This is a genomic window from Novosphingobium silvae, assembly GCF_009856825.1.
GTDB lineage: Bacteria > Pseudomonadota > Alphaproteobacteria > Sphingomonadales > Sphingomonadaceae > Novosphingobium > Novosphingobium silvae.
This window is the reverse complement of the sequence record NZ_WVTD01000006.1, coordinates 214,655-240,169: the sequence shown is the minus strand read 5'-3', so window position 1 is coordinate 240,169 and position 25,515 is coordinate 214,655. Positions and strand designations below refer to the sequence as shown.

Genomic DNA, 25,515 nt, shown 5'->3' with positions numbered 1-25,515 from the left:
CCCCTTTGAGATCAGGGTGCTCCCGCGCGGTGCTTAGAGACCGAGCTCCTCGATCCTGCCGTCGAAGTTGCCGCCCAGCATGTTGGTCGCCGCCGCCAGCTTTTCCGCCGGTTTTCCGCCGAGATAGCCGTCGATAATGCGCTGATAGTTGCTGATCATGCCTTCCACCTGGCTGGAGAGGCGCATGAACTCGAAACCTGAGGCGTGGAGCCCCTTCTGCTGGAGCGGGATGTTCGAATAGTCCTGGCGCGGGATCGGCGGAAAGTCGGGGCTGTCATAAGGCAGGACGGTGGGCTCCATGACGGGCTCCGGCTCTTCGCCCTCGGGGAAGAAGGTGAGCGACCAGATCTCGAAGAAGCAGCTTTCCGGGCCGAGCGGGCGGATGCGGTAAGCCGACATCGAGCTGAAATAGGGCAGCAGGAAGTAATGCGGGAACAGGAATTCCACGGCGTTGATGGGATCGCTCTGCGCCACGGCGCACAGGTCGGGGATCGGCTCGCCCTTCGCCTTCAGGCGTTCGGATATCTGGTGCATGACCATGCCCAGCCACATGAACATGGCCTGGTTCCTGTCATCGGGGAGGCCTTCCTCGATGCCGACCATGCTGCGCGCGATCTCCACTTCCTTCTCGTGGATCATGCCGGCCATGCCTTCGCCCAGAAGCGCCATCGACTTGACCTGCAGCGCCTGGTTCTCGGTGTGCGAGAGCTCGGGCATGGCCATCTGCGGGAAGGGACCGCGCGGCTGCGCATACATGCTGTCGTACATCATGGGCACGCAGTGTTGCAGCTGGGGGTGCGTCTGCATCACGTGGTAGCCTTCCATGAAGGCCTCCATCGCGATCTTCCAGTTGGCAGGCAGCACCGCGCCGTAGCACCACTCCGCCTTCAGCTTGTCGACGTTGTGCGCGTCGAGCCGTTCGGCCAGCGGCCCGATCGACTGCCGCACGGGAAGCGCATCGTCATCGTGGTTGATCCAGACGCATCCGGCAAGCGTTTCGGCGCGGCAGGGGATCAGGTTGAGCTCCGCATCCGCCATCTGGCGCTCGGAGAACAGGTGCTTGCCGTAGATCCGGGTGCTTTCGCCGTCCATGTTCCAGCGCCAGCCGTGGAAGGGGCAGACGAAGCCGGTCTTCGCGCAGTTGCCGTGGGCACTCGCATGAGAGGAGCCGAGCGGCGAGCCGCCCGCGAACGGCACCCCGCGATGCCGGCAGGCGTTGTGGAAAGCCTTGATGCCGCTTGTCGTGCGCACGACGATGACGGACTTGCCGACGTTCTCGTACTCGATCCAGTCCCCCACTTCGGGGATCTGTTCCTCGCGGCAGGCCATCTGCCAGACGTTCGGCCAGAGGTGGTCGAGCTCCGCCTGGTAGAACTCTGCGTCGAAATAGCGCCTGACCGGAATGCGTTCGGGATCATCGATCGGGAACGGCACGGGCCGCAGGCCGCCGTCTGCTGATTTGAGCACTCCCAACACCTCTCGCTATGACTCTTGTCCTGTTGAACGAATGTACAGTGCCGCGCCCGAGAGGCAATGGCAGCAGGGCTCCGGCCTCATCGCTTCCGCGCTAAATGCGAAGCGGACAGGCCGACCTCTTCGCCGCGGCGATGGTCAAGTTACAAGGCTGGGCAGGCGATGTCGGCGGGTTGAAGGCGGGTGCGCGATGGCATAGCCGGATGGCCAGGGACCGGCGGCACGAGACGGCCGGTGGAAAGGGAGCTTCACCGAACCATGGCATTCAGGACCCGCGTCACCGAGATGCTCGGCATCGAACACCCGATCGTCCAGGGCGGAATGCAGGGAGTGGGCTATGCCGAACTGGCGAGCGCGGTATCGGAGGCGGGCGGTCTCGGCACGCTGACGGCGCTGACCCAGCCCAGCCCGCAAGCGCTGCGCGACGAGATCGAGCGGTGCCGCTCCATGACATCCAGACCCTTCGCGGTGAACATCACGGTGCTGCCAACAATTCTTCCGCCTGACTACAAGGGCTATGCCCGGGCCGCGATCGAAGGCGGCGTGAAGATCATCGAGACGGCCGGAACCCCGCAGGTTCGCGAGATTTGGGAGATGGTGAAGCCCCACGGCATCACGGTGCTGCACAAGTGCACCGCCGTCCGTCACGCGCTTTCGGCGGAGCGCGCCGGGTGCGACATCATCTCTATCGACGGTTTCGAATGCGCAGGCCATCCGGGCGAGGACGACATTCCGGGCCTTATCCTCATCCCTGCGGCGGCGGACAAGGTGAAGATCCCGATGCTCGCATCGGGCGGGATCGGCGATGGACGCGGGCTGGTCGCGGCACTGGCGCTGGGGGCGGAGGGCATCAACATGGGCACCCGTTTCTGCGCCACCCGGGAAGCCCCGATCCACGAGAACGTGAAAGCGAGGTATGTCGAGAACGATGAGCGCGGCACGAACCTCATCTTCCGCAAGTTCAAGAACACCGCCCGCGTCGGCAAGAACTCTGTCTCGGACAAGGTCGTCGAGATTTCCGCGCGACCCGAATCCACCTTCGAGGATATCCAGCCCCTCGTGGCAGGAGCGGTAGGACGCGAACTGCTGCAGAGCGGTGACATGGACCGGGGCATCTTCTGGGCCGGCATGGTGCAAGGACTGATCCACGACGTGCCCACGTGCCGCGAACTGATCGAAAGGATCATTGGCGATGCCGAGGAAATCGTGAAAGAACGCCTTGGCGGCATGCTCGCCTGAGCCGGGCAGCTGCACGCGTCGGCCTTTCGCAGGAGTGTCCATGAGTTACGAGCATATCCTCTATCATCTCGAGGATAGCGTCGCGCGCATCGCGCTCAATGATCCCGCCACGATGAACGGCGTGACCGAGCCTATGGGGCTGGAACTCGTCGCCGCGCTGGACGATGCCGCCCGCGATGCCCGGGCCGTGCTGCTGACGGGAGAGGGCCGGGCGTTCTGTTCCGGCGCCAACCTTTCGGCCGCGCAGGAACTGCTTGCCGATCCGATGCGCGACATCGGCGGCCAGCTCGACCGGGCGTTCAATCCGGTGATCATGGCGATCAAGCGCATGGAGCAACCCGTCGTCACCGCGATCCGGGGCCCCGCGGCAGGCTTCGGGGCAGGGCTGGCGGCGGCCGGCGACGTGGTGCTGATGGCAGAGGATGCGTATTTCTTCTGCGCCTTCTGCCATGTCGGCCTCGTGCCCGATGGCGGGGCCACTTATCTGCTGGCGCAAGCGGTAGGCCGGGTGCGGGCCATACAGATGATGCTGCTGGGCGAGAAGATCGACGCGTCGACCGCGCTGGCCTGGGGGCTCGCGACCCGGGTCGTTCCCGAGGCGCAGCTCGACGAAGAGGCGATGAAGCTGGCGCGCGGGCTTGCGCGGGGGCCCCGCTCGCTCGGCCTCATCAAGCGCATGGCCTGGGACGCGCTCGATTCCAGTCTGGAGACGGCGCTGCAGGCGGAAAGACGCGGCCAGCTCGTGGCCGGGCGGACGGAGGATTTCGTGGAAGGCGTGAGCGCCTTCATCGAAAAGCGCAAGCCCGCCTTCAAAGGGCAATAACGGGCAGCGCCACTCGCTTCCGGAGCGAGGAGAAGCTTCGGCGAGCGGGTGATCGGCCTTCAGCTTCGGTGCGAGGCTTCGATCATCTGCTCCACGGCCACGAACTTCTCACGCGGTGCGCCTTCGCGGGCATTGGCGATCTCGGCTTCCTCGATCTTCTGCCAGTCGGTGAACTTCACGATTTCGATCCCGCGCTCTCCCGCAAGAGCGTCGAAGCCGCTGCGGCCCGCCTTGGCGGCGCTGCCTTGCGCTTCCTCGCCGAGGTCGCCGGCGATCTTCTCGATGATTGCGAAACCGTCGGGGCGATTGGTGCCGATGGTCCCGGTCGGTCCGCGCCGCGCCCAGCCGACACAGTAGAGCCCGGGCGCGATGCGGCCCTCGCTGTTGGCGAAGCGGCCGCCCTGCTCGTCGTAGGGTACGCCGGGGATCGGCGTGGTCTGGTAGCCGATGCAGGAAATGACGATCCCGGCGGGGATGCGGTAGGTCTCGCCCGTCCCCACGGCCTGCCCGTCCTGCAGCCGGGTGCGTTCCACCTCCACCGCTTCCACGCGGCCATCGCCCAGGATCGCACGGGGGGCGGCGAAGAAGTCGAACTCCACCGCCACTGCATCGGCAACAGGCGAGGGGTCGGCGGCGGCAAAGGTGCGCAGGTGACCGATGGCCTTGCGAAGGCCGGTATCGAGCCCGACGTCGTCGGCCGGCTCGGGCAGGTCGAGCGGGTCTACCTTAGGGCGTGCACGGGCGAGGCCCGCAAGCTCGGCAAGTTCCTTGGGCGACATCGCGATCTGGAGAGGGCCGCGCCGGCCAAGTATGACGATGCGCCGAACGGCGGAACTGCGCAGCAAGGAAAGGGCATGCGCAACGATGTCGGAGGAGGCGAACTCCGCCTCGCTCTTGGCAAGGATGCGCGCCACGTCGAGCGCGACATTGCCGTTGCCGATGAGGACGGCGGTGTCGTGGCTCATGTCGGGAGCAAGTTCGGCGAACTGCGGATGGCCGTTGTACCAGCCCACGAACGCGGCCGAGCCGAACACGTTGGCAAGATCCTCGCCCGGCAGGCCGAGCCTCCGATCGCGCGGGGCGCCGGTTGCCAGGATCACCGCGTCGTAAAGCTCCTGCAGTTCGGCCACTGTTACGTCGCGGCCGAGCATGACGTTACCCGCGAAGCGCACGTTGCCCAGTCGCGCCGTCGTTTCGTATCGCCGCGACACGCCCTTGATGGTCTGGTGATCGGGCGCCACTCCGGTCCGGATGAGGCCGAAGGGCACGGGCAGGCTGTCGAAGATGTCGACGCGGACCTCGTCGCCCCACTGCTTGAGTGCAGCTTCGGCGGTGTAGTAACCCGCAGGGCCGGATCCGACGATGGCGATATGGCGCACGGACGTTCTCCCATCTGTGCCGGCTTCGCGCCGGCCGTTCATCAGGCAAGCAAGAGGATAACGCACGGGAGAGCGAAATGGCCGACGGCTTTCGCAAGCGACCATCAACGAGACCTTGTCACATTTAACCGTTTCGCAATGCGCGGGCCTCCATGGTGCCCGCCATGGCGAGAACCGGTCTGCGCACGAAATCACGGGCGGTGCCTTCGGGTGCCGAAAAGGAGGCTGTGGCCGGCGAATCGGCGCGGGCGCAGTTCACGAGCCATGCCGGGCGCGCGGCCGTGCGACTCGATGCGGGTGGGGGAGGCGGCGGCTACCTGATCCCGCGGCGCTGGGCATGGATGGCGCCGCTTCTGCTGGCCGGCGCGGTGCTCACCGCGCTGCTGACCGGCACCGTTCCCGATGTTTCCTCGGCCATATGCATCGCCGCCGGAGCTTTTCTGTGCCTGCCTGCAACCTTTCTGGCGACGCGGGAAGGCGGGCGCCTTGGCGGATGGCAACGGCATGCGGCAGTGGCTGCGGGTGTCCTGCCGCCGATGGCGCTGTTCGGCTTCGGCATCGCTCGCTGGGCCCACTTCCACCCGGGGTTCGGCTGGGACGCGTCGGTGAACCTGTTCGTCATGATCGCGCTGGCGGCTGCCGTCCTGCTGCACAACCGTCTTGCCGCGATCGTTGCCGCTGCCTTCGGTCTGCTGGGAGGCGGAGCGCTGGGGAGCGGCTCGCCATCGGGCCTTGGCGTGCTGGCGGCAGGCGGCACGCTGGGTCTCGCGATCGCCGCTCTGCGTGCGCGACGGCGAGGCCCGGGCCGGGCGGCTGCTACCGCGCATGAACGCGCGCGAGGACAGCGCCGGGCCGAGGAACTTCTCGAGGAGTACGAGCAGACCGGCCAGGGATGGTTCTGGGAAATCGACCGTCAGGGCAGGATCACTTACGTGACGCCCGGGATCGCCACGCTGCTGGGCAAGAGCGCGGCCGAGCTGGAAGGCCGTCCTTTCGCCTCCCTGTTCCGACTGGACGGGGACGGGCAACAGGCAGAACGGACGCTGGCGTTTCATCTCGAAACCCGCTCCTCCTTCAAGGATCTGGAGATGCAGGCGGCCGAGGCGCCGCCTGCCTCGGAGGTGCTGTCGGTGGGCGGGGCCAGCGCCGGCGACGACGACGAAGCGCGGTGGTGGTCGGTATCGGGCCGGCCGGTGTTCGACCGGTTCAACAACTTCATGGGCTTTCGCGGCTCGGGCACTGACCTGACCGAGCGCCGCCGCTCGGAGCGGCAGGTCACGCAGCTCGCGCGTTTTGATTCGCTGACCAAGCTCGCGAACCGTTTCCAGATGGCCGAGTGGCTTGAGAAGATCCTGACCAGCCCCTGCGTCGAGACCCGCGCCGGTGCGGTGTTCCTTCTCGACCTCGACCGTTTCAAGCAGGTCAACGACACGATGGGCCACCCGGCCGGCGATGCCCTGCTCAAGCAGGTTGCCGAGCGGCTCGGCGGGACGATCGGAGATCGCGGCCGGGTGGGCCGCCTTGGCGGGGACGAGTTCCAGGTCATCCTTCACGGAGCCCAGCAGCGCGAGGGGCTTGCGCACCTCGCGCGCCGGATCATCGAGAATATCTCGCAGCCCTACTCCATCGAGGGCGGGCGCGTGACGATCGGTGTGTCCGTGGGCATCGCGCTCTGCCCCGACGACGGCACGACGTCGGAGGCACTGATCCGCAACGCCGACCTTGCGCTCTATGCGGCGAAGGGGAACGGGCGCGGGCGGCACTACTTCTACAGCGAGGACCTTCACGCCGACGCGCGCGAGCGCCAGCAGCTGGAAGAAGACCTTCGCGAGGCGATCGCCAGCGGCGCGCTCGAACTGCACTACCAGCCGCAGGTGCGAACCACGAGCGAGCGGATCACCAGCCTCGAGGCGCTGCTGCGCTGGAAGCATCCGGTGCATGGCTATATGTCGCCCGCGCGCTTCGTGCCGGTGGCCGAGGAGACGGGGCTGGTCGCGCAGATCGGGGAGTGGGCCCTTCGCACCGCCTGCCGCGACCTTGCGGGGTGGCCCGAGGAAGTGCGCGTCGCCGTCAACGTCTCGCCCCTGCAGTTCGCCAATCCCGCGCTGCCCGCGATCGTCGCCCGGGCCGTCGGGGGAGCGGGGATCAATCCCGGCCGGCTGGAACTGGAGATCACCGAAAGCGTATTCCTGGGCGAGGACAAGTCTACAGAATCGATGTTCGCCGCGCTCAAGGGCATCGGCGTCAGGCTGGCGCTGGACGATTTCGGGACCGGCTATTCCTCGCTCGGCTATCTGAAGAAGGCTCCGTTCGACAAGATCAAGATCGATCAGAGCTTCGTGCGCGGCGCGACCGTTCCGGGCAGCCGAAACGGGGCGATCATCTCCTCGATCGTGAGCCTTGCCGAGGCGCTCGGCATGGAGACGACCGCCGAGGGCGTGGAGACGCTGGACGAGCTCGATCTCGTGCGCGTGCTCGGATGCAGCCATGTGCAGGGCTACGTCTACGAACGGCCGATGACGAGCCGGACTGCCGCCGCCAAGCTTTCGGAAAGCCTTGTCGCCGTGGCGAAAGGGCCGCGTTCCGCCCGCGCGCCGCGCCAGACGATGCTGCGCAAGGTCGTGCTCGACCACGGCTCGCACGTCTATCACGGCACGATCCGCAACGTCTCGCGCTCGGGCGCGATGATCGAGGGGCTGTGGAACGTGCCGCCGGGCACTGTCTTCGGCGTCCACCTTTCCGAGGACTACCTCATGATGGCGACGGCCCGGTGGAGCAAGGAGGATCGCATGGGCGTGGAATTCGCCCAGCCGCTCGAGGTCGACGATACGGGCGCCATGCTGTTCCGCGCTGCGCGGCAGCGCCGTGAGCGGCAGGAACAGGAACACTTGCGCAGAGCAGGATAGCAACCACACGCGCCCCGATGACAGCGGGGCAAAGCGCTGCTAACGGCGCTTTCATGACCGAACTCGCGCAGATCCGTAACTTCAGCATCATCGCCCATATCGACCATGGCAAGTCGACGCTCGCCGACCGTCTGATCCAGACCACTGGCGGCCTCTCCGAGCGCGAGATGAGCGCGCAGGTGCTCGACAACATGGACATCGAGAAGGAGCGGGGCATCACCATCAAGGCGCAGACCGTGCGCCTCAGCTACACCGCGTCCGACGGCGTGACCTACGAGCTGAACCTGATGGACACCCCCGGCCACGTCGACTTCGCCTACGAGGTCAGCCGCAGCCTTGCCGCATGCGAGGGCGCGCTGCTGGTGGTGGATGCCGCGCAGGGCGTGGAAGCGCAGACGCTGGCCAACGTCTACCAGTCTATCGAGCACGACCATGAGATCGTGCCTGTCATCAACAAGATCGACCTTCCCGCCGCCGAGCCCGAAAAGGTGCGGGCCGAGATCGAGGAAGTGATCGGCATCGACGCTTCCGAGGCCGTGATGGCCAGCGCCAAGTCGGGCATCGGCATCGCCGAGGTGTTGGAAGCGGTCGTGAAGAAGATCCCGCCGCCAAAGGGCGAACGCGACAAGCCGCTGAAGGCGATGCTGGTCGATTCCTGGTACGACCCGTATCTTGGCGTGGTCATCCTGGTGCGCGTGATCGACGGCGTCATCAGGAAGGGTCTCAACGTCAAGTTCATGCAGGGCGGCACCGAGCACCTGATCGACCGCGTCGGCTGCTTCACCCCCAAGCGCATCGACCTCCCCGAGCTGGGCCCGGGCGAGATCGGCTTCATCACCGCGCAGATCAAGGAAGTGGAGCAGGCGAAGGTCGGTGACACGATCACGACGGTGAAGCAGGGGGCGACCGATGCGCTGCCGGGCTACAAGGAAGTGCAGCCGGTGGTCTTCTGCGGGCTGTTCCCGGTCGATGCCAACGACTTCGAGAAGCTGCGCGAATCGATCGGCAAGCTGCGGCTCAACGACGCCAGCTTCTCGTTCGAGATGGAATCGAGCGCGGCGCTGGGCTTCGGTTTCCGCTGCGGGTTCCTCGGCCTTCTCCACCTCGAGATCATCCAGGAGCGCCTGAGCCGCGAGTACGACCTCGACCTCATCACAACGGCGCCGTCCGTGGTCTATCGCCTGACGATGACCGACGGCTCGGTGAAGGAACTTCACAATCCGGCCGATATGCCGGACCCGGTCAAGATCGACCACATGGAAGAGCCCTGGATCAAGGCGGTGATCTACACGCCGGACGAGTACCTGGGCTCCATCCTCAAGCTCTGCCAGGATCGCCGGGGCATCCAGAAGGACCTGACCTACGTGGGCGGGCGCGCGCAGGTGACCTACGAACTGCCGCTCAACGAAGTGGTGTTCGACTTCTACGATCGGCTGAAATCGATCAGCCGTGGTTACGCCAGCTTCGACTACGAGCAGACGGGCCTGCGCGAGGGCGATCTCGTGATGATGAACATCCTCGTCAACAACGAGCCGGTCGATGCCCTGTCGATGATCGTCCATCGCAGCCAGGCCGAGCCGCGTGGTCGCCAGCTGGTCGAGCGCCTGAAGGAGCTTATCCCGCGGCACATGTTCAAGGTGCCGATCCAGGCCGCGATCGGCGCGAAGGTGATCGCACGCGAGACCATCAGCGCGATGCGCAAGGACGTGACCGCCAAATGCTATGGCGGAGACATCACCCGCAAGAAGAAGCTTCTGGAAAAGCAGAAGGAAGGCAAGAAGCGCATGCGGGAATACGGCAATGTCCAGATTCCGCAGGAAGCCTTCATCGCAGCCCTGCGGATGGGCGAGGAATAGAACCGATCCGGTCGTAATTTCTTCCGGGACCTACCCGCATCGCTCTGTGTTAACCTTAAAAGGGTTTGCATAGACGATTGTCCAGGTCGGGCCGAATCGCGGTCCTTCCAAGGCAGAGATTGGTCGCGTCCCGGAAGGGACTCCGGGAAATCGGAGCAAGTTCGTCGGTGGTGGTTACTGGTCGCTTAAGCACTCTGCGCGTTGCGTCTTCTGCAAAATCCTGCCTACAGGGATGGTGAGGCGGGGGTCTCCTACGGATGAGCAAGGGTCAGTCAGATCAGGACGTGATGGACGTGCAGCGCATGGTGCTGCGTGACATCTTTCCAAGGCTCACCGCCAAGCAGCACGAGGTGCTGCGCTTCGTGGCGGAGAACCGCACCAGCAAGGAAATAGCCTGGGAGCTCGGCATCTCGGAGAGCGCGGTCAACCAGCGCATCGAGGGCGTGCGCCTGCGGGCCGGGTCTCCGCCTCGCGCCGAACTTGCGCGCGCTTACAGGATGTACCTGCAGGAGCGCAGGCGCGAGCAATCCGCCCAGCCTCACGAGCCCGCCCAATTTCCCGAGCCCGCCCAGCCTCCCGAGCCAGCCCAGGCTCCAGAACCCCTGCAGGCCCGGGAATCCGGCCAGGAAGCGACCTGTAATACACTACCAGATAAGATTCCTCAGGTTCCGCAAACCCCCGCCGAGACGCCAATCGAGAGGCAGGACGAACGGATCGAGCCGCTCTCCCTGTCGGATGCCGTGAACTATACCGTCACGGCGCCCTGGCAGCGGCAGGGGTTCGACACCATCGTCCCGGAGGCGCTCGATGGGGCGAATGCAGGGCTCAACCGGATCGCCGTCATGGTGGGCATCGCGGTTGGCCTGCTGATGGTTGCCATGGCCGGTCTGGCCCTGGTGCGTGGTCTGAGCGGGCTGACGTGAAGCCCGCGCCGATCATGTCTCAGCCTCCCGAGCCGATTGCGCGTCGTGCGCCGGGCGAGCCGGCGTCGCGACAGGGGGACTTGTATGTCGATTACGATTGCTTCTGCCACTGCCCGTATCTCGCGCCAGCTGCCCGAAGCCTAGCTTTCGCTCGATTCCGCGCTCCTGGCTTCCGCTCGCCTGATGGAATCGATGCTGCTGGCACGGCGGGCCGACGGGGTGGAGATGTTCACCGGCCAGACCGCGCTGATGCGCCTTGCAAAGGCGCAGCGCACGCTGATCGAAAGCCAGAACGACATGATGCGCGTCCACGAGGAACTGCGCGGCATCGGCCAGGACGTCAAGGCGCTGGGCGACGAGCCGGGCAGCTGTCCGAACGCGGCGGAGCTGGTGGGCGAACCGCTCCTGCGCAGCGCCTGATCCGGCGATGGGACGGCCCGGGGCACGGAAGGCAGCGGCATGCCTGACGTGCCCTGGGGCGTCCTGTTCTGGCACCTGAAAAGCCATGTCCAGGTCATCTGCTTCGCCTTGCTGTTCCTCTACTCGCTGGCGGGCAGGGCTGCCGCGCCGGAGCGGATACTGTCGGGCGTGCTTTGCGCGATGTTCGTCGTGGACAGGCTCTATCACGAAGTCTCGCCAGAGCCGATCGTGTGGCGGCACACCGATCTCATGCACCTGTGCATCGATGCGGTGGTGCTGGCCTGCACGCTGGCGGTCGCGCTGCATGCGAACCGCGTCTATCCGCTATGGATAGGGGCGGCGCAGATCATAGCGGTGTCCGGCCACGTCTACCGAGTGTCGATGGTGGAGATCAACAGGTTCGCCTACGACATGATGGTGATGATGCCTTCATACGTGCAGTTGATCGCGATGGCGCTGGGACTTGCATTTCACACGTGGCGGCGCAGGAGGCGGGGCAGCTATCCGTCCTGGCGGCGCTTATCCAGCCATATGCCGCCGGGGATGCGCACGATATCGCGCGGCGCCTGATCGCGCGCTTCGGTTCGCTGCGGACGATCTATTCGGCCTCGGTCGAAGCGCTGTGCGATGCGACCGGCGCGGGGCCGCGTGCGGGCAGCAAGGTTGCCGCGGCCATAGTGGGCGCGCGCCGTCTGGCGGAAGCCGCCACCCGCGAGGTCCTGCTGGGACAAGCCACCGATACGAACACGCTCGCCTTCCGTCAGTACCTCGTGAGCCGGCTCGGCAGCCGCAGGGAGGAATGCGTGATGCTCCTCTTCTTCACGGGAGAGAGGCTCTACATCGCCGAAGATCTCTACGTCGGGGGAAAGCGGGCGGAGATACGCATTCCCTTGCGACGCACGGTAAGGCGCGCGTTCGATCTCGACGCGCGGCGCATCGTTGTCGCGCACAACCATCCATCCGGAGTACCGCAGCCCAGCGCGTCCGATATCGCCGCGACGACCCGCCTGTGCGCAGTGCTGGAGGCGCTGGAGATCACGCTCGACGATCACTGCGTGGTGAGCGGCAACAGTGTCGTCAGCATGCGGGCAATGAGGCTGGTCTGAGCACGGCCTTGAAACAGGCACTAAAACGGCGCTTTTCGTCCTCGCGTCGCCGCCGCCTTGCCTGCTTGTTACGCCCCCGCGCTACGCCACGCGGGTCAGGCCGCTTGCGCGACGGCGCAGCGATTGCGCCCCTCGTTCTTCGCTCGGTAGAGCGGCACGTCCGCGCGCGCGATCCAGTCTTCCGCGCTGGCGATGCGATCTTCCAGCGGAGCGACGCCGATGCTGGCAGTGACCGGGATGGTTCGGCCGGGCCCGATAGCGACCGGGTGAGCAGCAATCGCCGCGCGGTAGCGTTCGGCAGCCGCGATCGCCTCGTCGCCGCTCGTTTCGGGAAGTAGCATGGCGAACTCCTCGCCCCCGATGCGGCCAAGGATGTCTCCGCTGCGTCCGGCAGTGCCCAGCACGCCTGCCAGCTCGCGCAGGACGGCATCGCCTGCCGGGTGGCCGTGAGTGTCGTTGACCGCCTTGAAGTGATCGACGTCGATCAGCAGCAGCGATGCGCTGCGCGCGTGCCGGCGGCACCGCGCGATCTCGTGCTCCACCTTTTCGAGGAAGCCGCGGCGGGTGAGTGCGCCGGTAAGCTGGTCGCGCTCGGCAATGCGGCGCAGTTCCATCTCGTTGACGACGATCCCGGCGAAGTTGCGCAGGATCGCCAGTTCGCTCTCGGAGAACTCGCGCGGCCGAGTGTCGATCGCGCACAGAGCGCCCACGTTGTACCCGTCCGAAGTGACCAGAGGCACCCCGGCATAGCTGCGGATGTGCGGGTCGCCTTCTACCAGCGGATTGCCCGAGAAACGCGGGTCGGCCTTCGCGTCGGGTATGACCAGCGGCGTGCGCTGCTGGATCGCGTGCGTACAGAAAGAGACGCTGCGCGGTGTCTCGGTTGCCTCGAGCCCAGCCTTGGCCTTGAACCACTGCCGATCCGCATCGACCAGGGTCACGGTCGAGATCGGCACGTGCAGGATCGTGCGCACCAGGTTGACCACGTTCTCGAATGGCTCCTCGGGCGCAGTGTCGAGGATTTCCAGGCGGCGCAACGCGGAAAGCCGGGCGGCTTCGTCAGCTAGGGCATTGTCGGCGTACATTTTTTCAGGCGTCTCGTTATGTGTGCGCTCCCGGCGCAGGGGCTATGTGGTGGCTAATCTCGCACCTTTAAGGGGGAATCGGTAAAGGAAGTGCGAAAGCCGGCAACTTCGCAGCCGTTGCCGCATTGCCGCATCTACCGTTTGACAATGCGCCGGCCGACACGAAAGTGTCGCTTGCCGCGCACATGCCGTTGCCGCATGCACATGGCCTGATACTTGGAGATCCCTGCTTGACCCAGATCGTCACAGTCCCGACCCAGCCCTTTGAAGGCCAGGCGCCCGGCACGTCGGGCCTGCGCAAGAAGGTGAAGGTGTTCCAGCAGCCGGGCTATGCCGAGAATTTCATCCAGTCGGTGTTCGACGTGGTGGAACGCGGCGCGGGTGCGGTGCTGGTGATCGGCGGCGACGGGCGCTTTCACAACCGCACGGTGATCCAGCAGGCGATCCGCATGGCGGCGGCGAACGGATATGCCCGCGTGCTTGTGGGGCAGGGGGGCATCCTCTCCACCCCGGCGGCGAGCCACGTCATCCGCAAGTACGGGGCGAGCGGCGGGCTTGTCCTGTCGGCCAGCCACAATCCCGGCGGGCCGGACGAGGACTTCGGCATCAAGTACAACATCTCCAACGGCGGCCCGGCGCCCGAAGGCGTGACCGGCGCCATTCTGGAGCGGACGAAAGTGATCGATCGCTGGCTGACGGTCGAGGCGGACGACGTTGATCTCGATGCACTGGGCGAAGTGCAGGTGGGCGCGATGACCGTGCAGGTGCTCGATCCGGTCGCGGACTATGCCGACCTCATGGAAGAGCTGTTCGATTTCGACGCGATCCGCAAGGCGGTCGCCTCGGGCTTCACCATGCGCATGGATTCGATGAGCGCCGTGACCGGGCCCTACGCCGTCGAGATCCTGGAGCGGCGGCTGGGCTTCGCGCCTGGAACGGTCGTCAATGCGGTCCCGCTGGAGGATTTCGGCGGCCACCACCCGGACCCGAACCTGATCCACGCACGCGAGCTCTACGACCTCATGATGTCGGACGAGGCGCCCGACATCGGTGCGGCGTCCGATGGCGATGGAGACCGCAACCTCATCATCGGACGCGGGCGCTTCATCACGCCTTCCGATTCGCTTGCGATGCTGGCTGCCAACATCGAGATCGCCCCGGCCTATCGCGGGCGGTTGGCGGGGATCGCCCGTTCGATGCCGACCAGCGCCGCCGCCGACCGCGTGGCCGAGGCGCTGGGCATCCCCTGCTTCGAGACGCCGACCGGCTGGAAGTTCTTCGGCAACCTCCTCGACGCGGGCAAGGTCACCATCTGCGGCGAGGAAAGCGCGGGCGCCGGTTCCGACCATGTGCGCGAGAAGGACGGGCTGTGGGCGGTGCTGCTCTGGCTCAACATCCTTGCCGTGCGCGGCATCAGCGTGGACGCGCTCGCGAAGGAGCACTGGGCCCGGCATGGCCGCAACTACTATGCCCGCCACGACTACGAAGGGATCGAGACCGCCGGCGCCAGTGCCCTGATGGACGGCCTCAAGGCGCAGTTGGCCGGGCTGCCGGGCAGGAGCTTCGGCCCGCAGGTCGTCTCCCATGCGGACAGCTTCTCCTACACCGATCCGGTCGATGGCTCCGTCAGCGCGAACCAGGGCGTCCGGGTGCTGTTCGAGGACGGCAGCCGCATCGTGTTCCGCCTGTCGGGCACCGGCACGCAAGGGGCGACCTTGCGGGTCTATCTCGAGCGTTACGAACCGCGCTCGGGCAACCTCGATGCCGAGACAGGGGCTATGCTCGAGCCCCAGATCGCGGCCGCCGAGGCGATAGCGGAGATCGTGCGCCATACCGGGCGGACGGCGCCCGACGTCATCACCTGAGGTTGCCCGCGACTTCAAACGATGCTGCCGGCCAAGCTCCGTCGGCCTGCGGGGCGACGGCAGCGCCGGAAAGCAATGGCCGCCACGGGATGACCGCGAGCGAGTGACAGGCGGTCCGCAGTCTTGACAGACATAACCAATTAGGTTATAAGCTCCGACATCTTCCGGCCGAGGTACACGGCTGGAGGATCATCGGGTCGGCATCGTGGGCACAAGGCCCCCGTGTGCCACCGGAAGCGTTCATCCGCCTGCTCTCCATTCCGGGGAAGACAGGCAAGGCGCGGCGCAAACGGCGTGACTCCTGATAAGAGGACGCTTCCCGCCAAGCTTTGGAACCGGTGCCTTTTCGCGAGCCCGCGCGCCAGTTCCGAACGCTTTCGCTGAGGGTCGAGCCGGGCTGCCATGCCGCTACCGGGCCGTTCGCAAGGAGCCGCAGTTACCGAGTGCCCGACAGGGGCGCTCACGAAGCCGGCCCGATACCCCTTTGCGGGTATCAAGTTCCCCGCGCATTTTCCCCGGCGTTACGCCCGCACTCGCCAGCGGGCATTCGGCATGTCCGGCGCGCGCGTTTCCTGCTGGCGCGGCGCCACGCTTCAGGCTCAGGACTGCCGCCGCGCCTCGTTCAGCGCCTGCAGCCGCCGGGCCGTGGCCGGTTCGGCAAGCAAGGCGGGCAACGGGGCCGACAGGCGCCGCCGCCAGTTCGGATGCTCGGTAACGGTGCCGGGCAGGTTCGGCTGCTCGCGCGCGGCCAGCAGGTCTTCCAGCGGGGCGACGGCCAGCGCGCAAGGGGTGCGGCCGATGTGGCGCAGTGCCGCTTCCACCACGGCTTCCGGCTCGTCGGCAGGCGGTGGTGGCCCGGCATCGTGCGTGAGCGCGGTCCAGAGCAGGTTCCGCTCGCGGTCGCGCCGCTCTTCCGCTTCCTGCCGCGAGAGGCCTTCGGGAAGGCGGCCGAGCTTCTCCGCCCAGTCAAGGTCGCGCCCGCTCCACCAGCCTGCGATGGTGGCGGTGTCGTGCGTGCCGGTCATCGCCACCGCCGCGGCATCGTATTGCGACGCGCCGAGGAAGCCGCCATCGCCCGAGCGCTCGAACCACAGGACGCGCATGCCAAGGATCCCGCGCGCGGCGATCGCCGGGCCGAAGCCCTGCGGCATGGTGCCAAGATCCTCAGCAACGATAAGCGCGCCCGCAAGGTGTGCCTCGAGCGCGAGGATGCGGACCAGGTCGGCGAAAGGATAGGCGAGGTAGGCGCCCTCGCTGGACGGCTTGCCTCCAGGCACGACCCAGAGCCGGGCCAGCCCGAAGGCGTGGTCCACCCGCAGCGCCCCCGAAGTCCTCAGCGCGGCGCGGATGGTCTCGATCCAGGGAGCATAGCCGCTGCGCGCCAGTCCCTGCGGACTGAAGCTGGTGAGCATCCAGTTCTGCCCCAGCGGCCCCATGGGATCGGGCGGAGCGCCAATGGTCAATCCCTGCAGCAGGGAATCGCCCATGCTCCAGGCGTCCGCGCCCTGGGTATGCACGCCGACGGCAAGGTCGGCGAGGAGCCCCACCGCCATGCCCCCGGCCCGCGCGCGGGCCTGCACCGCCGCAAGGCTTTCGCGCGCCAGCCACTGGGTGAAGAGATGAAAGGCGATCTCGTCGTCATGCTCGAGGGCAAAGGCGGCGACGGCGGCGCTGCCAGGATCGCGGAACTCTTCGGGCCAGACCTGCCATCCTTCGAGCCCCTGGCTGCGGAAGTGCACGTCCAGCGCGTCGTAAAGTGCCTGGCGGACCAGCTTCTCTCCGTGCCGCGCATTGTCGCGGGAAATGCGTGCGCGGGTCTTCTCGTCCAGCGCGGAGAAGTAGGCGCGCAGTTGCACGAGGCGGCGTGGAAGCGCGGCTTCCCAGTCGATCAGCGAGCCTTCGCTACCCGCTCCTAACTCGCTCCCGAACTCGCCGTCCGAAGCGTCCTGCGGCAGCAGGGGCAGGCCGAGCAGGGCAGGATCGCCCAGAGCCCCGTTGAAGCAAAGCCGGCTCGAAGGCGAGTAGGGGCTGAAGCCTTCGCCCACTCCCGCGAACAAGGCATGGACGGGGTTGATCGCAATGACGTCCGCCCCTTGCGCGGCAAAGGCGTCCACCGCTTCGGCAAGCTCGCGGAACGTGCCGAACGGGTGCGAACCCTCTGCGCGCAGGGCACCGATCTGAACGGCCGGCCCCCATATCCGCGCCTCTCCAGGAAGCCCCGACGCCGAGCCTTCGCGCGGTGCTACGGCAAGGGTCAGCGCCCGGCCGCTCACCTTCAGCGCATAATAGCCCGGCTCGTTCAAAGCAGGCAGCATGGGGGTGGAGAGATCGAACACCCGCACGGTGCCGTCAGGCGCAGTCAGTTCGGCCTGAAGAGTGCTCGTCCCCGTGGGTGCAAGGCCCGGCGGAAGATGTGTCGGCGTGCCTGCTTCGGTGACGAGCATGGCCGGAGGCTCGGCCTGTTCGCGGCGGACCCGGTCGCGGCTAGCTGCAATCTCGCCCGGCGTCCGCGCGCCATAGCCGAGTGCCTCGGCGATCGCGACCAGCGAGGCATCGCCGACCGTCCGCTCCTCCCCCTGTGCATCATGCCAGATGCGGGAGACACCGATCTCGGCGGCGAGAGCATGAAGAGCTTGGTCGTCGGACGTCTGCGGCATTCGGGCTGGGTTCCATAGGGGCGAAGAAAGTGCCCTTCCGCCTAAGGGCGCAGCGCGCGCGAGTGTTCCCGCAGCCGGACACAAAACGCTAGCGCTTGCCGAGGCCCACCATCGGACTTACGCGCGGCAGTTCCGTCGACAGGTTCTCACCTCTCGTTCCACCCGTTTTGCCGAACTTGTCCACAAGCCGCACCGCTACGGAAGAGGAGCGTGCCCGCAACTGCCGCGCAGCGGTCTTCTCCTTCGCCATTGCAGCCTGTAGGTCGCTCCGGATGGATCTTTCCCGCTATCTCGCTCGCATCGGCATTTCCCATAGGCCCACCGCGACGCCCGAAGGGGTTGCGGCCGTACAGTCGGCGCACAGACTGGCGATCGGGTTCGAGAACCTCGACGTGATGCTGGGCCGCCCGATCCGGATCGATGGGCCCGCCGTGTTCGCCAAGCTGGTGGAGCGCGAGCGCGGCGGCTACTGCTTCGAGCACAACCGCCTGTTCTCCGACGCGCTCGCGCAGCTTGGCGTGGAGAACCGACCCTTGCTCGCACGCGTGTGGCTGGGACAGCCGGAGGATGCGATGCCGCCGCGCACCCACACCTGCCTGCTCGCCCGGCTGAACGGAGTGCCCTGGCTTGCCGACGCGGGTTTTGGCGGCAGCGACCTTGCGCCCCTGCCGCTGCGGGACGGGGCAGAAGGGCGCACGGCGGACGGCGCGCGCCACCGCCTGCGCCGCATCGGCGAGCGGGGAAGCCTGCGCGGCGAATGGCTGCTGGAGCGGGCAGGGCCGGCCGCCGCCACCGACGGACGCGCCGCCGGTGATGGCGATTGGCAGGCGCAGTACAGCTTCGATCTTGGAGAAGTGGCGCCGGGCGATCTTGAGCAGGCCAGCCACTGGACTTCGACACGCCCGGAAACACGCTTCACCAGCCTGCATGTGGCGAGCATCCCGCTGCCCGGCGGCTTCGCCTCGATGGTGGACCGGGAGTTGACGGTGCATGGCGGCGGAAAGACCCAGCGCCGGACCATCGACGACGCCGCCGACTATGCGCGCACCCTGCGCGAGGTGTTCAGGATCGCACTGGCCGAGGAGGAGGTGCGTTCGCTCCCGCTTTTCGGATGAGGGCCGGGCTGCCCGCCGGAGCCGGTGGGCCGGTTCACACCTCCAGCAGGCGGGGCATCAGTTCCACGAAGTTGCACGGGCGATTGCGGCTGTCGAGCTGCTCGGCAAGGATGCCGTCCCACCCGTCCTTCACCGCGCCGTTGGATCCCGGAAGCGCGAAAAGGTAGGTTCCGCGCGCGACCACCGCCATTGCGCGGCTCTGCACGGTGGAGGTGCCGATGGTCTTGTACGAGAGCCAGCGGAACAGCTCGCCGAAGCCGGGGATCTCCCGCCCGCCGAGGCGGCCGAGCGCCTCGGGCGTGACGTCGCGGCCGGTGAGGCCGGTGCCGCCGGTGGAAACGACGGCATCCACTTCGGGATCGTCGATCCAGCCGTTCAGCAGGTCCGCGATCTTTCCGGCATCGTCGCGCTCTATCGTGCGGCGAACGAGGCGATGGCCCGCGCCCTCGATCCGCTCGGCCAGGATATCGCCCGAAGTGTCGTTCTCCGCCGTCCGCGTGTCCGAGACGGTGAGGAGAGCGATGTTGATGGGCCTGAACGTGCGCGCAGGATCAATGGCCACGCAGCAGCGCTCCGTTCGAGGCCATGCGCACGCCCTTCGAACCGGCAAGGCCGGGGAAGGTCGGCCACTGGCCCTGCGCCAGTTCCATGCGGCTTTCCGATGCGCCGCCGGCCTGGCGCTCGTACATCCAGTAATTTCGCATGACGATGTTCACGTAGCCGCGCGTCTCCCAATAGGGCAGCGACTCGATCCAAAGCAGCGGATCGCCCTGGCAGTTCACCTCGGTGTTCCAGCGGCGCACCGGCAGCGGCCCGGCGTTGTAGGCGGCCATGACCTTGGGCAGCAGCCCCTGCGTGCCCGGATCGTTGCGCAGCGTTTCGAGATGGCGCTGGCCGAAGGCAAGGTTCACCTCGGGCTTGTTGAGGTCTGACGCATTGCCCGAATAGCCCAGCGATCCGGCATGGTCCTGCGCGGCGGCGGGCATGATCTGCATGAGCCCGCGCGCACCCGCCGGGCTGACGACGCTGGCGCGGAACACCGATTCCTGCAGCGCATGGGCATAGACCAGCGCGGGGTCGACCTTCCATCCACCCACCGGTGTCCACTTCGGCGTGGGGAAACGCGTCGCCGGTTCCGGCTTGCCGCCATAAGGTGCGTTGTAGGCCATCCAAAGCTGCGTGCCCGGAAGGCCGAGATCGCGCGCGAGCCGGGTCAGCGGGGCATATTGCGACGCGTCGCCGATGCGGGCCTGATGGCGCAGCACTTCATCGGCCAGGCTGTCCTTGCCGATCTCTGCTAGTTCCACCGCCGTGCGCACGTTCGGGTTGGCGCGAAGCTGCTGCCAGTCCGCCTGGGTGAAGTCGGCGGCGGCGTGCTGCTCGGGTAGCCTGAGGCCAAGCTGCTCCGCCGCTAGCATGCCGTAGAGCGTCTCGTCGCGCGCGGCTGCGAGGCGAAGCGCGGCGGCGGCCTTCTCCGGCTTGCGGCAGCGCACGAGGGAGCGGCTGTTCCAGTAGTGCGCGGCGGCGGTGAGTTCCGCGTTCTCGGACGTCTGCGCGGTCTTGCCGAAGGCGTCCGCCGCACCTTCGCAGTCGCCCAGCCGCCATGCGGCGAGCCCGGCCGTCCACCATGCCTCGCCCACCCAGGGCCCGGTGCCCAGCGCCGCCAGCTGCGCCATCTGGTAGGCGGCGGCGTCCTGGTTCTCGATATAGAAGCTCCAGGCCACCTTCTGCCGCCATTCGGCCTGCGTGGACGGGCTGAGATTGGCATCGATCCCGTCGAGCAGCACGCGCGCGCCCATGGGATCGTCGTTCTTGATGCGATCGAGAATGCCGGCCGAGATGGAACCCGGCATCGTCCCGTCCTCGATCGAGGAGGGGCGCACGCGCTTCGACATCGAGGGCAGGCGCGCGAAGCTTTGTTCGCTGGGCAGGGTGGGGACGCTTCCCGCCCCGCGCTTAAGGGCAAGGCGGCTGATCTGGTCCGCCCCCGGCAGTTCGGCGCCGCGGGAAAGCCAGTCCTGCAGCTCGGCCAGCTCGATCTTGGGCGATCCGGCGGCAAGGTAGTATTCCGCGCGGGCCTGCTGGTGCAGGGGGCCGTCCGGCCGCTGGGCGAGGAGCTGCCTTACGGCAACCCAGTCCTTCCCGTCGATCGCGTCGAAGACCTGCCGGTAGTACGAGCGGTCATCCTGGCTGAGCAGCGAGGGAACGGCAGTGCGGTCGGCCCGGGTGCGGAAGTAATCGACCGCGGCGCTGTTGGCGAAAGCCGGTGCTGCCGGCACGGACGCCGCAAGAGCGACCCCCGTCCACATTCCCGCCTTGATGAGGCCGGCCCTGGTGATTCGTTTCAAGTCTTATCCCCGCGATCCTGTGCGATGCCCCGCCCCGGATGGACGGACGCGGCTTTCAGGCGCCTGCCCGACCCGACGTCCATTCCAGCCAGGCCCTCCACAACGCCGGCTTCGCGCGCGCTTGGTTCAGCAGCGAAGGCAACGCCCAGGAGGCGAGCAGGGGTATCGAGCCACCTTCATGGTTGAAACTTTGCAAAACGGCAGGACGTTGCGGCGATTCGTGGCCGATTAACGACAAGGCGTTGCTCCCCATCACGAAAAGCCGCTCGGGAGCCACGAGCGCGACATGGTGGGCGAGCACCCGGCCGAGCCCCCGCTCGCGCGCCGCTTGCCAGTCCGCGCCCGGCATGTGGCGCGGAAGCGCGCTGGCAAGATACACATCCTCGCGGCGGGTGCCGAAAGCGGCGAGCATGGCATCGAGCAGGCGGCCGTGCACTCCGGCCAGCAGGGTATCGCCGTCTTCCGCCTCGGGCTCCTCGACCACGACCATGAGCCTTGCCCCCGCCTTCCCCCGAGGCGGCACGCGCGCGGCGAGGTCCCCTTCGACGAGCAGCGGCTCGCTCATCCACCACGCGGTGAAGGCGGCAAGGTCGGTCGGCAGGGCTGCGGGATCGAGAGCGGCGGGCGGGGGCGGCGCATCGGGGTTGGGGGCGACCGGCGTGCGCGCGGGTCTGCGCTCGACCTCCTCCTCGGACGGAGCAAGCCACGAGACGGGATCGTCGAGGAAGTCGGCGTCCACGCCTGCGTCGCGCCACCAGTCGAGCGCACCTGTGATATCGAGCAGAAATTCAGGATTTGGCCGGTGATCCATCGCGGGGGTCTTGACCTGCCGCGCGGGAGCAATCAAGGCACAAGATGATTTAATCGCCCGACTAAGCCGCAAGAAGGCTGGGGGCCATAATACCATTGGACGGGGCTTCCATGATTGAACGCGAAGAGATGCCTTACGACGTGGTGGTCGTCGGCGGCGGACCTGCGGGTCTGGCGACGGCGATCCGGCTCAAGCAGGTGGACCCTGAACTTGCGGTCTGCGTGCTGGAGAAGGGCTCGGAAATCGGCGCGCACATCCTTTCCGGCGCGACAATCGACCCGAAGGCGCTGGACGAGCTGCTTCCCACCTGGCGCGAGGACGGCTGCCCGCTGGCCGAGACGCCGGTGACGGACAACTGGCACTGGCACCTGACGAAGAAGGGCAAGTTCGCGCTGCCCCATGCGATCCAGCCGCCCTTCATGTCGAACAAGGGCAACTACACCGGATCGCTTGGCAACCTGTGCCGCTGGCTGGCCGAGCAGGCGGAAGCGCTGGAGATCGAGATCTTCCCCGGCTTCCCGGCGGCGGAGATCCTCTACAACGAGGCAGGCGCCGTGATCGGCGTGCAGACCGGCGACATGGGCATCGACCGCGAGGGTGAGCCCAAGGGCGACTTCCAGGCCGGCATGAACCTGCTGGGCAAGTACACGGTCTTCTGCGAAGGCGCGCGCGGTCACCTGACCAAGCGGCTCAAGGCGAAGTACGATCTTGAGGCGAACTGCCAGCCGCAGATCTATGGCCTTGGCATCAAGGAGCTGTGGGACATCCCGGAGGACAAGCATGTCCCCGGCCGCGTCATCCACACCCAGGGCTGGCCGCTGAGCGAGAACGACGCCTGGGGCGGCGGCTTCCTCTACCACCAGGCCAACAACCAGGTGGCCTTGGGCTTCGTCACCGCGCTCGACTACAAGAACCCCTACATCTACCCGTTCGAGGAATTCCAGCGCTGGAAGCAGCACCCGGAAATCCGTGCCATCCTCGAAGGCGGCAAGCGCGTGGCCTATGGCGCGCGCGTGATCAACGAAGGCGGCTGGCAATCGGTGCCGCAGCTGGCGTTCCCCGGCGGCGTGCTGGCGGGATGCTCGGCCGGCTTCGTCAACGTACCGCGCATCAAGGGCACGCACACCGCGATGAAGAGCGGGATGCTGGCCGCCGAGGCCATCGCCACCGCCATCAGGGCCGGTCGCGAGGCCGACACGCTGCAGGACTATGACGATGCCGTGCGTTCCAGCTGGATCGCCAAGGAACTGAAGCTCGTCCAGAACGCCGAGCCGATGGTGGCGAAGTGGGGCGGCGAACTCGGCACGGTGCTGGCGGGCACGGACATGTGGCTGCGCACGCTGTTCGGCTTCGGCCTCGCCCGGCCGATGAAGCACCACCGCGACAGCGAAGCCACGCAGCGCGCCGACCTCTACAAGCCGATCACCTATCCCAAGCCCGATGGCGTCATCAGCTTCGACCGCCTGACCAGTGTCTCCTATTCCTTCACCAACCATGAGGAGGACCAGCCTGTCCACCTCAAGGTGGCCGACATGGACCTGCAGAAGACCAGCGAACTAGGCGTCTATGCCGGGCCATCCGCGCGCTACTGTCCTGCAGGCGTCTACGAATGGCTGACCGACGATGCGACCGGCCAGCCCCGGTACCAGATCAACGCCCAGAACTGCGTCCACTGCAAGACCTGCGACATCAAGGATCCCAACCAGAACATCACCTGGGTCACGCCCGAAGGCGGCGGTGGACCCAACTACCCGAACATGTGAGGAAAAGGGGAGGCAACCGCCTCCCCTTTTTCGTGCAGAGGCCTGCGGGTGTCACGCCTGCGTGGCCAGGGGCCGGCGCAAGGGCCGTCTTGCCTCGCGCCCGTGGCCGCGCCATGGATGGGGCAATGCTGACCGAAACCGCTTACGCCAAGATCAACCTTGCCCTTCACGTGCGCCGCCGCCGCGAAGACGGCTACCACGAACTCGAGACCCTGTTCGCCTTCGTGGATGAAGGCGACCGCCTGCATGCAGCACCAGCCGAGCAGGATCGGCTCGTCACCCATGGCGAGTTCGCATCGTTGATCGAGGATCCCTTCGCCAACATCGTCTCCCGCGCGCTCGGCGCCCTTCCACACGGAAAGGGCTGGGCGGTGGAGCTGGAAAAGCGGCTGCCGGTAGCGGCGGGGCTCGGCGGCGGCTCGGCGGACGCGGGCGCGGTGTTCCGCATGGTCGAGCGCGCGCATGGCCTGCCCGACGACTGGCAGCAGCGGGCCGCCCGTCTTGGCGCCGACGTCCCCGCTTGCGTGCTTTCGACCACCTGCATCGGCCGCGGCACGGGAACCGACCTCGAACCGCTCGACAGCGATCTGGCGGGTACGGCGGTCCTTCTCGTCAATCCGCGCGTGGCGGTTCCGACGGGCCCGGTCTTCCAGGCGTGGGACGGGATCGATCGCGGAGCCATGCCCGAAGGAACGGCCCGCACCATCGCCCTTGAAGGCCGCAACGATCTCGAGCAGCCCGCCATCGCGATCTGCCCGCCCGTGGCGCAAGTGCTGGACGCCCTGCGGGGCACCCGACCTTTCCTGGCGCGCATGTCCGGTTCGGGCGCCACCTGCTTCGCGCTCTACGACGACGCCGCGCAAGCGGCCCGGGCTGCGGAAACCATCGCCGCAAGCCGCCCGGAGTGGTGGCAAATGCAGGGCAGGTTGAGATAGCATCCCAGTTCAGCAACCGGAGGTCCGACTTGGAAACCGAATACCACCTCCTGCTCGGCACGCCTGCGCCCGGCGGCATCCTGGTCGTCTGTGACCACGCATCGAACCGCGTGCCGGAGGATGTCGACCTCGGCATCGATCCCGCCCTGCTGAACGAGCATATCGCCATCGACATCGGCGTGGCCGCCATTGCGGAGCGTATGGTGGCGCCGGGGACGGCGGCGTGGCTCGGTAATGTCAGCCGCCTCGTGTGCGACTACAATCGCCAGTCCGACGCGCCGGGCATGATGCCCAGGGAGAGCGACGGCCATGCGATCCCCGGCAACATCCTCACCGCGCAGCAGCGCTCCGCCCGCGCAGCGCGCTTCTTCGATCCCTATCACGCGGCTCTTGCACGGCTGCTGCGAGAATCGCCGCCGGCGCTGATCCTGTCGCTCCACAGCTTCACGCCCGGCCTCGCCACTTGCGACCGCCCCCGTCCATGGCAGGTCGGCGTGCTCTACAACCAGGACGAGCGCGCCGCGCGCATCGCGATCCCCTGGCTGGAAGCCCAAGGCCTCGTGGTGGGGGACCAGGAACCGTACTCGGGCAAGCTGCTCAACGCATCGATGAACCGCCATGCCGAGCCGGTGGGCCTGCCGTACCTCAGCATCGAGATCCGCCAGGACCTCATCGCGGACGATGCGGGGCAGGTCGAATGGGCAGGGTGCATGACGCGGCTTTGCGCCGTGGTAGCGGCTGAACTGGACCGCGCGGGTCACCTTGGTCTGAAATAAAGTTTCTCAAACGGGCGTTGAAGTGAAATCAAGCA

The 25,515-nt window shown here is 67.0% G+C and carries 21 protein-coding genes; 14 read left to right on the top strand and 7 right to left on the bottom strand.

The window, feature by feature from the left end; genetic code table 11:
- Positions 1 to 33: 33 nt before the first annotated feature.
- A complete protein-coding gene (locus GR702_RS10635) occupies positions 34 to 1,467 on the bottom strand; it encodes an SRPBCC family protein (RefSeq protein WP_160985849.1) in 1,434 nt (477 codons plus the stop codon).
- A gap of 264 nt (positions 1,468 to 1,731) precedes the next feature.
- Between GR702_RS10635 and GR702_RS10630 the strand changes: the two genes are divergently transcribed.
- Both GR702_RS10630 and GR702_RS10625 read left to right on the top strand, forming a co-directional pair.
- Complete coding sequence (locus tag GR702_RS10630; protein ID WP_160985848.1) at positions 1,732 to 2,712, top strand: NAD(P)H-dependent flavin oxidoreductase; 981 nt, start codon at positions 1,732 to 1,734, stop codon at positions 2,710 to 2,712.
- Between the two features lie 40 nt (positions 2,713 to 2,752).
- Entirely contained in the window at positions 2,753 to 3,535 is a 783-nt protein-coding gene (locus GR702_RS10625) for an enoyl-CoA hydratase-related protein (RefSeq protein WP_160985847.1), read from the top strand.
- 59 nt (positions 3,536 to 3,594) lie between these two features.
- Here the strand turns inward: GR702_RS10625 and GR702_RS10620 are convergent, their stop codons facing one another.
- Positions 3,595 to 4,914 carry an FAD-dependent oxidoreductase gene (locus GR702_RS10620; RefSeq protein WP_160985846.1) on the bottom strand — a complete coding sequence of 440 codons (1,320 nt, stop codon included), beginning with the start codon at positions 4,912 to 4,914 and terminating at the stop codon, positions 3,595 to 3,597.
- Between the two features lie 164 nt (positions 4,915 to 5,078).
- On the opposite strand from GR702_RS10620, the gene GR702_RS10615 reads away from it, so the two are divergent.
- From GR702_RS10615 to GR702_RS10590, 6 genes are all read left to right on the top strand, one after another.
- Positions 5,079 to 7,820, top strand: coding sequence for an EAL domain-containing protein (locus tag GR702_RS10615; RefSeq protein ID WP_160985845.1), 2,742 nt, complete (start codon positions 5,079 to 5,081; stop codon positions 7,818 to 7,820).
- Positions 7,821 to 7,873: 53 nt separating this feature from the next.
- Positions 7,874 to 9,676 carry a translation elongation factor 4 gene (gene lepA, locus GR702_RS10610; RefSeq protein ID WP_160985844.1) on the top strand — a complete coding sequence of 601 codons (1,803 nt, stop codon included), beginning with the start codon at positions 7,874 to 7,876 and terminating at the stop codon, positions 9,674 to 9,676.
- A 257-nt stretch (positions 9,677 to 9,933) separates the two neighbouring features.
- A complete protein-coding gene (locus GR702_RS22305) occupies positions 9,934 to 10,599 on the top strand; it encodes a helix-turn-helix transcriptional regulator (RefSeq protein WP_237449659.1) in 666 nt (221 codons plus the stop codon).
- A gap of 183 nt (positions 10,600 to 10,782) precedes the next feature.
- On the top strand, positions 10,783 to 11,019 hold the full coding sequence (locus GR702_RS10600) for a hypothetical protein (RefSeq protein ID WP_237449658.1): 237 nt from the start codon (positions 10,783 to 10,785) through the stop codon (positions 11,017 to 11,019).
- A gap of 39 nt (positions 11,020 to 11,058) precedes the next feature.
- Entirely contained in the window at positions 11,059 to 11,589 is a 531-nt protein-coding gene (locus GR702_RS10595; protein WP_160985843.1) for a hypothetical protein, read from the top strand.
- Positions 11,496 to 12,125: a JAB domain-containing protein gene (locus tag GR702_RS10590; protein ID WP_337192578.1), complete on the top strand. Its 630-nt coding sequence runs from the start codon at positions 11,496 to 11,498 to the stop codon at positions 12,123 to 12,125. The genes GR702_RS10595 and GR702_RS10590 overlap by 94 nt, the downstream gene beginning before the upstream one ends.
- Positions 12,126 to 12,220: 95 nt before the next feature.
- On the opposite strand, the gene GR702_RS10585 is transcribed toward GR702_RS10590, so the two are convergent.
- Positions 12,221 to 13,210, bottom strand: coding sequence for a sensor domain-containing diguanylate cyclase (locus GR702_RS10585; protein ID WP_160985842.1), 990 nt, complete (start codon positions 13,208 to 13,210; stop codon positions 12,221 to 12,223).
- A gap of 230 nt (positions 13,211 to 13,440) precedes the next feature.
- On the opposite strand from GR702_RS10585, the gene GR702_RS10580 reads away from it, so the two are divergent.
- Positions 13,441 to 15,075: an alpha-D-glucose phosphate-specific phosphoglucomutase gene (locus GR702_RS10580; protein WP_160985841.1), complete on the top strand. Its 1,635-nt coding sequence runs from the start codon at positions 13,441 to 13,443 to the stop codon at positions 15,073 to 15,075.
- 599 nt (positions 15,076 to 15,674) lie between these two features.
- On the opposite strand, the gene malQ is transcribed toward GR702_RS10580, so the two are convergent.
- On the bottom strand, positions 15,675 to 17,390 hold the full coding sequence (gene malQ / locus GR702_RS10575) for a 4-alpha-glucanotransferase (protein ID WP_419880295.1): 1,716 nt from the start codon (positions 17,388 to 17,390) through the stop codon (positions 15,675 to 15,677).
- Here malQ and GR702_RS22760 point away from each other — a divergent pair.
- Entirely contained in the window at positions 17,358 to 17,750 is a 393-nt protein-coding gene (locus GR702_RS22760) for a hypothetical protein (RefSeq protein ID WP_419880294.1), read from the top strand. The two genes, malQ and GR702_RS22760, sit on opposite strands and share 33 nt — an antisense overlap.
- Positions 17,751 to 18,004: 254 nt before the next feature.
- Positions 18,005 to 18,847, top strand: coding sequence for an arylamine N-acetyltransferase family protein (locus GR702_RS10570; protein ID WP_160985839.1), 843 nt, complete (start codon positions 18,005 to 18,007; stop codon positions 18,845 to 18,847).
- Between the two features lie 34 nt (positions 18,848 to 18,881).
- Here GR702_RS10570 and moaB read toward each other — a convergent pair whose 3' ends face one another.
- The 3 genes from moaB to GR702_RS10555 all read right to left on the bottom strand — a co-directional run bounded on the left by moaB (position 18,882) and on the right by GR702_RS10555 (position 22,006).
- Complete coding sequence (moaB, locus tag GR702_RS10565) at positions 18,882 to 19,409, bottom strand: molybdenum cofactor biosynthesis protein B (protein WP_160985838.1); 528 nt, start codon at positions 19,407 to 19,409, stop codon at positions 18,882 to 18,884.
- A complete protein-coding gene (locus tag GR702_RS10560) occupies positions 19,399 to 21,156 on the bottom strand; it encodes a lytic transglycosylase domain-containing protein (protein WP_160985880.1) in 1,758 nt (585 codons plus the stop codon). The genes moaB and GR702_RS10560 overlap by 11 nt, the downstream gene beginning before the upstream one ends.
- Positions 21,157 to 21,250: 94 nt before the next feature.
- Positions 21,251 to 22,006, bottom strand: a complete 756-nt coding sequence (locus GR702_RS10555) for a uracil-DNA glycosylase family protein (protein WP_202408191.1) — start codon at positions 22,004 to 22,006, stop codon at positions 21,251 to 21,253.
- A gap of 110 nt (positions 22,007 to 22,116) precedes the next feature.
- On the opposite strand from GR702_RS10555, the gene GR702_RS10550 reads away from it, so the two are divergent.
- The 3 genes from GR702_RS10550 to GR702_RS10540 all read left to right on the top strand — a co-directional run bounded on the left by GR702_RS10550 (position 22,117) and on the right by GR702_RS10540 (position 25,480).
- A complete protein-coding gene (locus GR702_RS10550; RefSeq protein ID WP_160985836.1) occupies positions 22,117 to 23,769 on the top strand; it encodes an electron transfer flavoprotein-ubiquinone oxidoreductase in 1,653 nt (550 codons plus the stop codon).
- Positions 23,770 to 23,894: 125 nt separating this feature from the next.
- Positions 23,895 to 24,704, top strand: a complete 810-nt coding sequence (locus GR702_RS10545) for a 4-(cytidine 5'-diphospho)-2-C-methyl-D-erythritol kinase (protein WP_237449657.1) — start codon at positions 23,895 to 23,897, stop codon at positions 24,702 to 24,704.
- A gap of 29 nt (positions 24,705 to 24,733) precedes the next feature.
- Complete coding sequence (locus GR702_RS10540) at positions 24,734 to 25,480, top strand: N-formylglutamate amidohydrolase (protein ID WP_160985835.1); 747 nt, start codon at positions 24,734 to 24,736, stop codon at positions 25,478 to 25,480.
- The last annotated feature ends 35 nt before the right edge of the window (positions 25,481 to 25,515 follow it).

Bases quoted from the DNA above. Each gene is read 5' to 3' on its own strand.
- GR702_RS10550 (WP_160985836.1), top strand. From the start codon at position 22,117: ATGATTGAACGCGAAGAGATGCCTTACGACGTGGTGGTCGTCGGCGGC.
- GR702_RS10600 (WP_237449658.1), top strand. From the start codon at position 10,783: ATGGAATCGATGCTGCTGGCACGGCGGGCCGACGGGGTGGAGATGTTC.
- GR702_RS10595 (WP_160985843.1), top strand. From the start codon at position 11,059: ATGCCTGACGTGCCCTGGGGCGTCCTGTTCTGGCACCTGAAAAGCCAT.
- lepA (WP_160985844.1), top strand. From the start codon at position 7,874: ATGACCGAACTCGCGCAGATCCGTAACTTCAGCATCATCGCCCATATC.
- GR702_RS10555 (WP_202408191.1), bottom strand. From the start codon at position 22,006: ATGGATCACCGGCCAAATCCTGAATTTCTGCTCGATATCACAGGTGCG.
- GR702_RS10625 (WP_160985847.1), top strand. From the start codon at position 2,753: ATGAGTTACGAGCATATCCTCTATCATCTCGAGGATAGCGTCGCGCGC.
- GR702_RS10630 (WP_160985848.1), top strand. From the start codon at position 1,732: ATGGCATTCAGGACCCGCGTCACCGAGATGCTCGGCATCGAACACCCG.
- GR702_RS10545 (WP_237449657.1), top strand. From the start codon at position 23,895: ATGCTGACCGAAACCGCTTACGCCAAGATCAACCTTGCCCTTCACGTG.
- GR702_RS10615 (WP_160985845.1), top strand. From the start codon at position 5,079: ATGGCGAGAACCGGTCTGCGCACGAAATCACGGGCGGTGCCTTCGGGT.
- malQ (WP_419880295.1), bottom strand. From the start codon at position 17,390: ATGCTGCCTGCTTTGAACGAGCCGGGCTATTATGCGCTGAAGGTGAGC.
- GR702_RS22305 (WP_237449659.1), top strand. From the start codon at position 9,934: ATGAGCAAGGGTCAGTCAGATCAGGACGTGATGGACGTGCAGCGCATG.
- GR702_RS10585 (WP_160985842.1), bottom strand. From the start codon at position 13,210: ATGTACGCCGACAATGCCCTAGCTGACGAAGCCGCCCGGCTTTCCGCG.
- GR702_RS10570 (WP_160985839.1), top strand. From the start codon at position 18,005: ATGGATCTTTCCCGCTATCTCGCTCGCATCGGCATTTCCCATAGGCCC.
- GR702_RS10560 (WP_160985880.1), bottom strand. From the start codon at position 21,156: ATGTGGACGGGGGTCGCTCTTGCGGCGTCCGTGCCGGCAGCACCGGCT.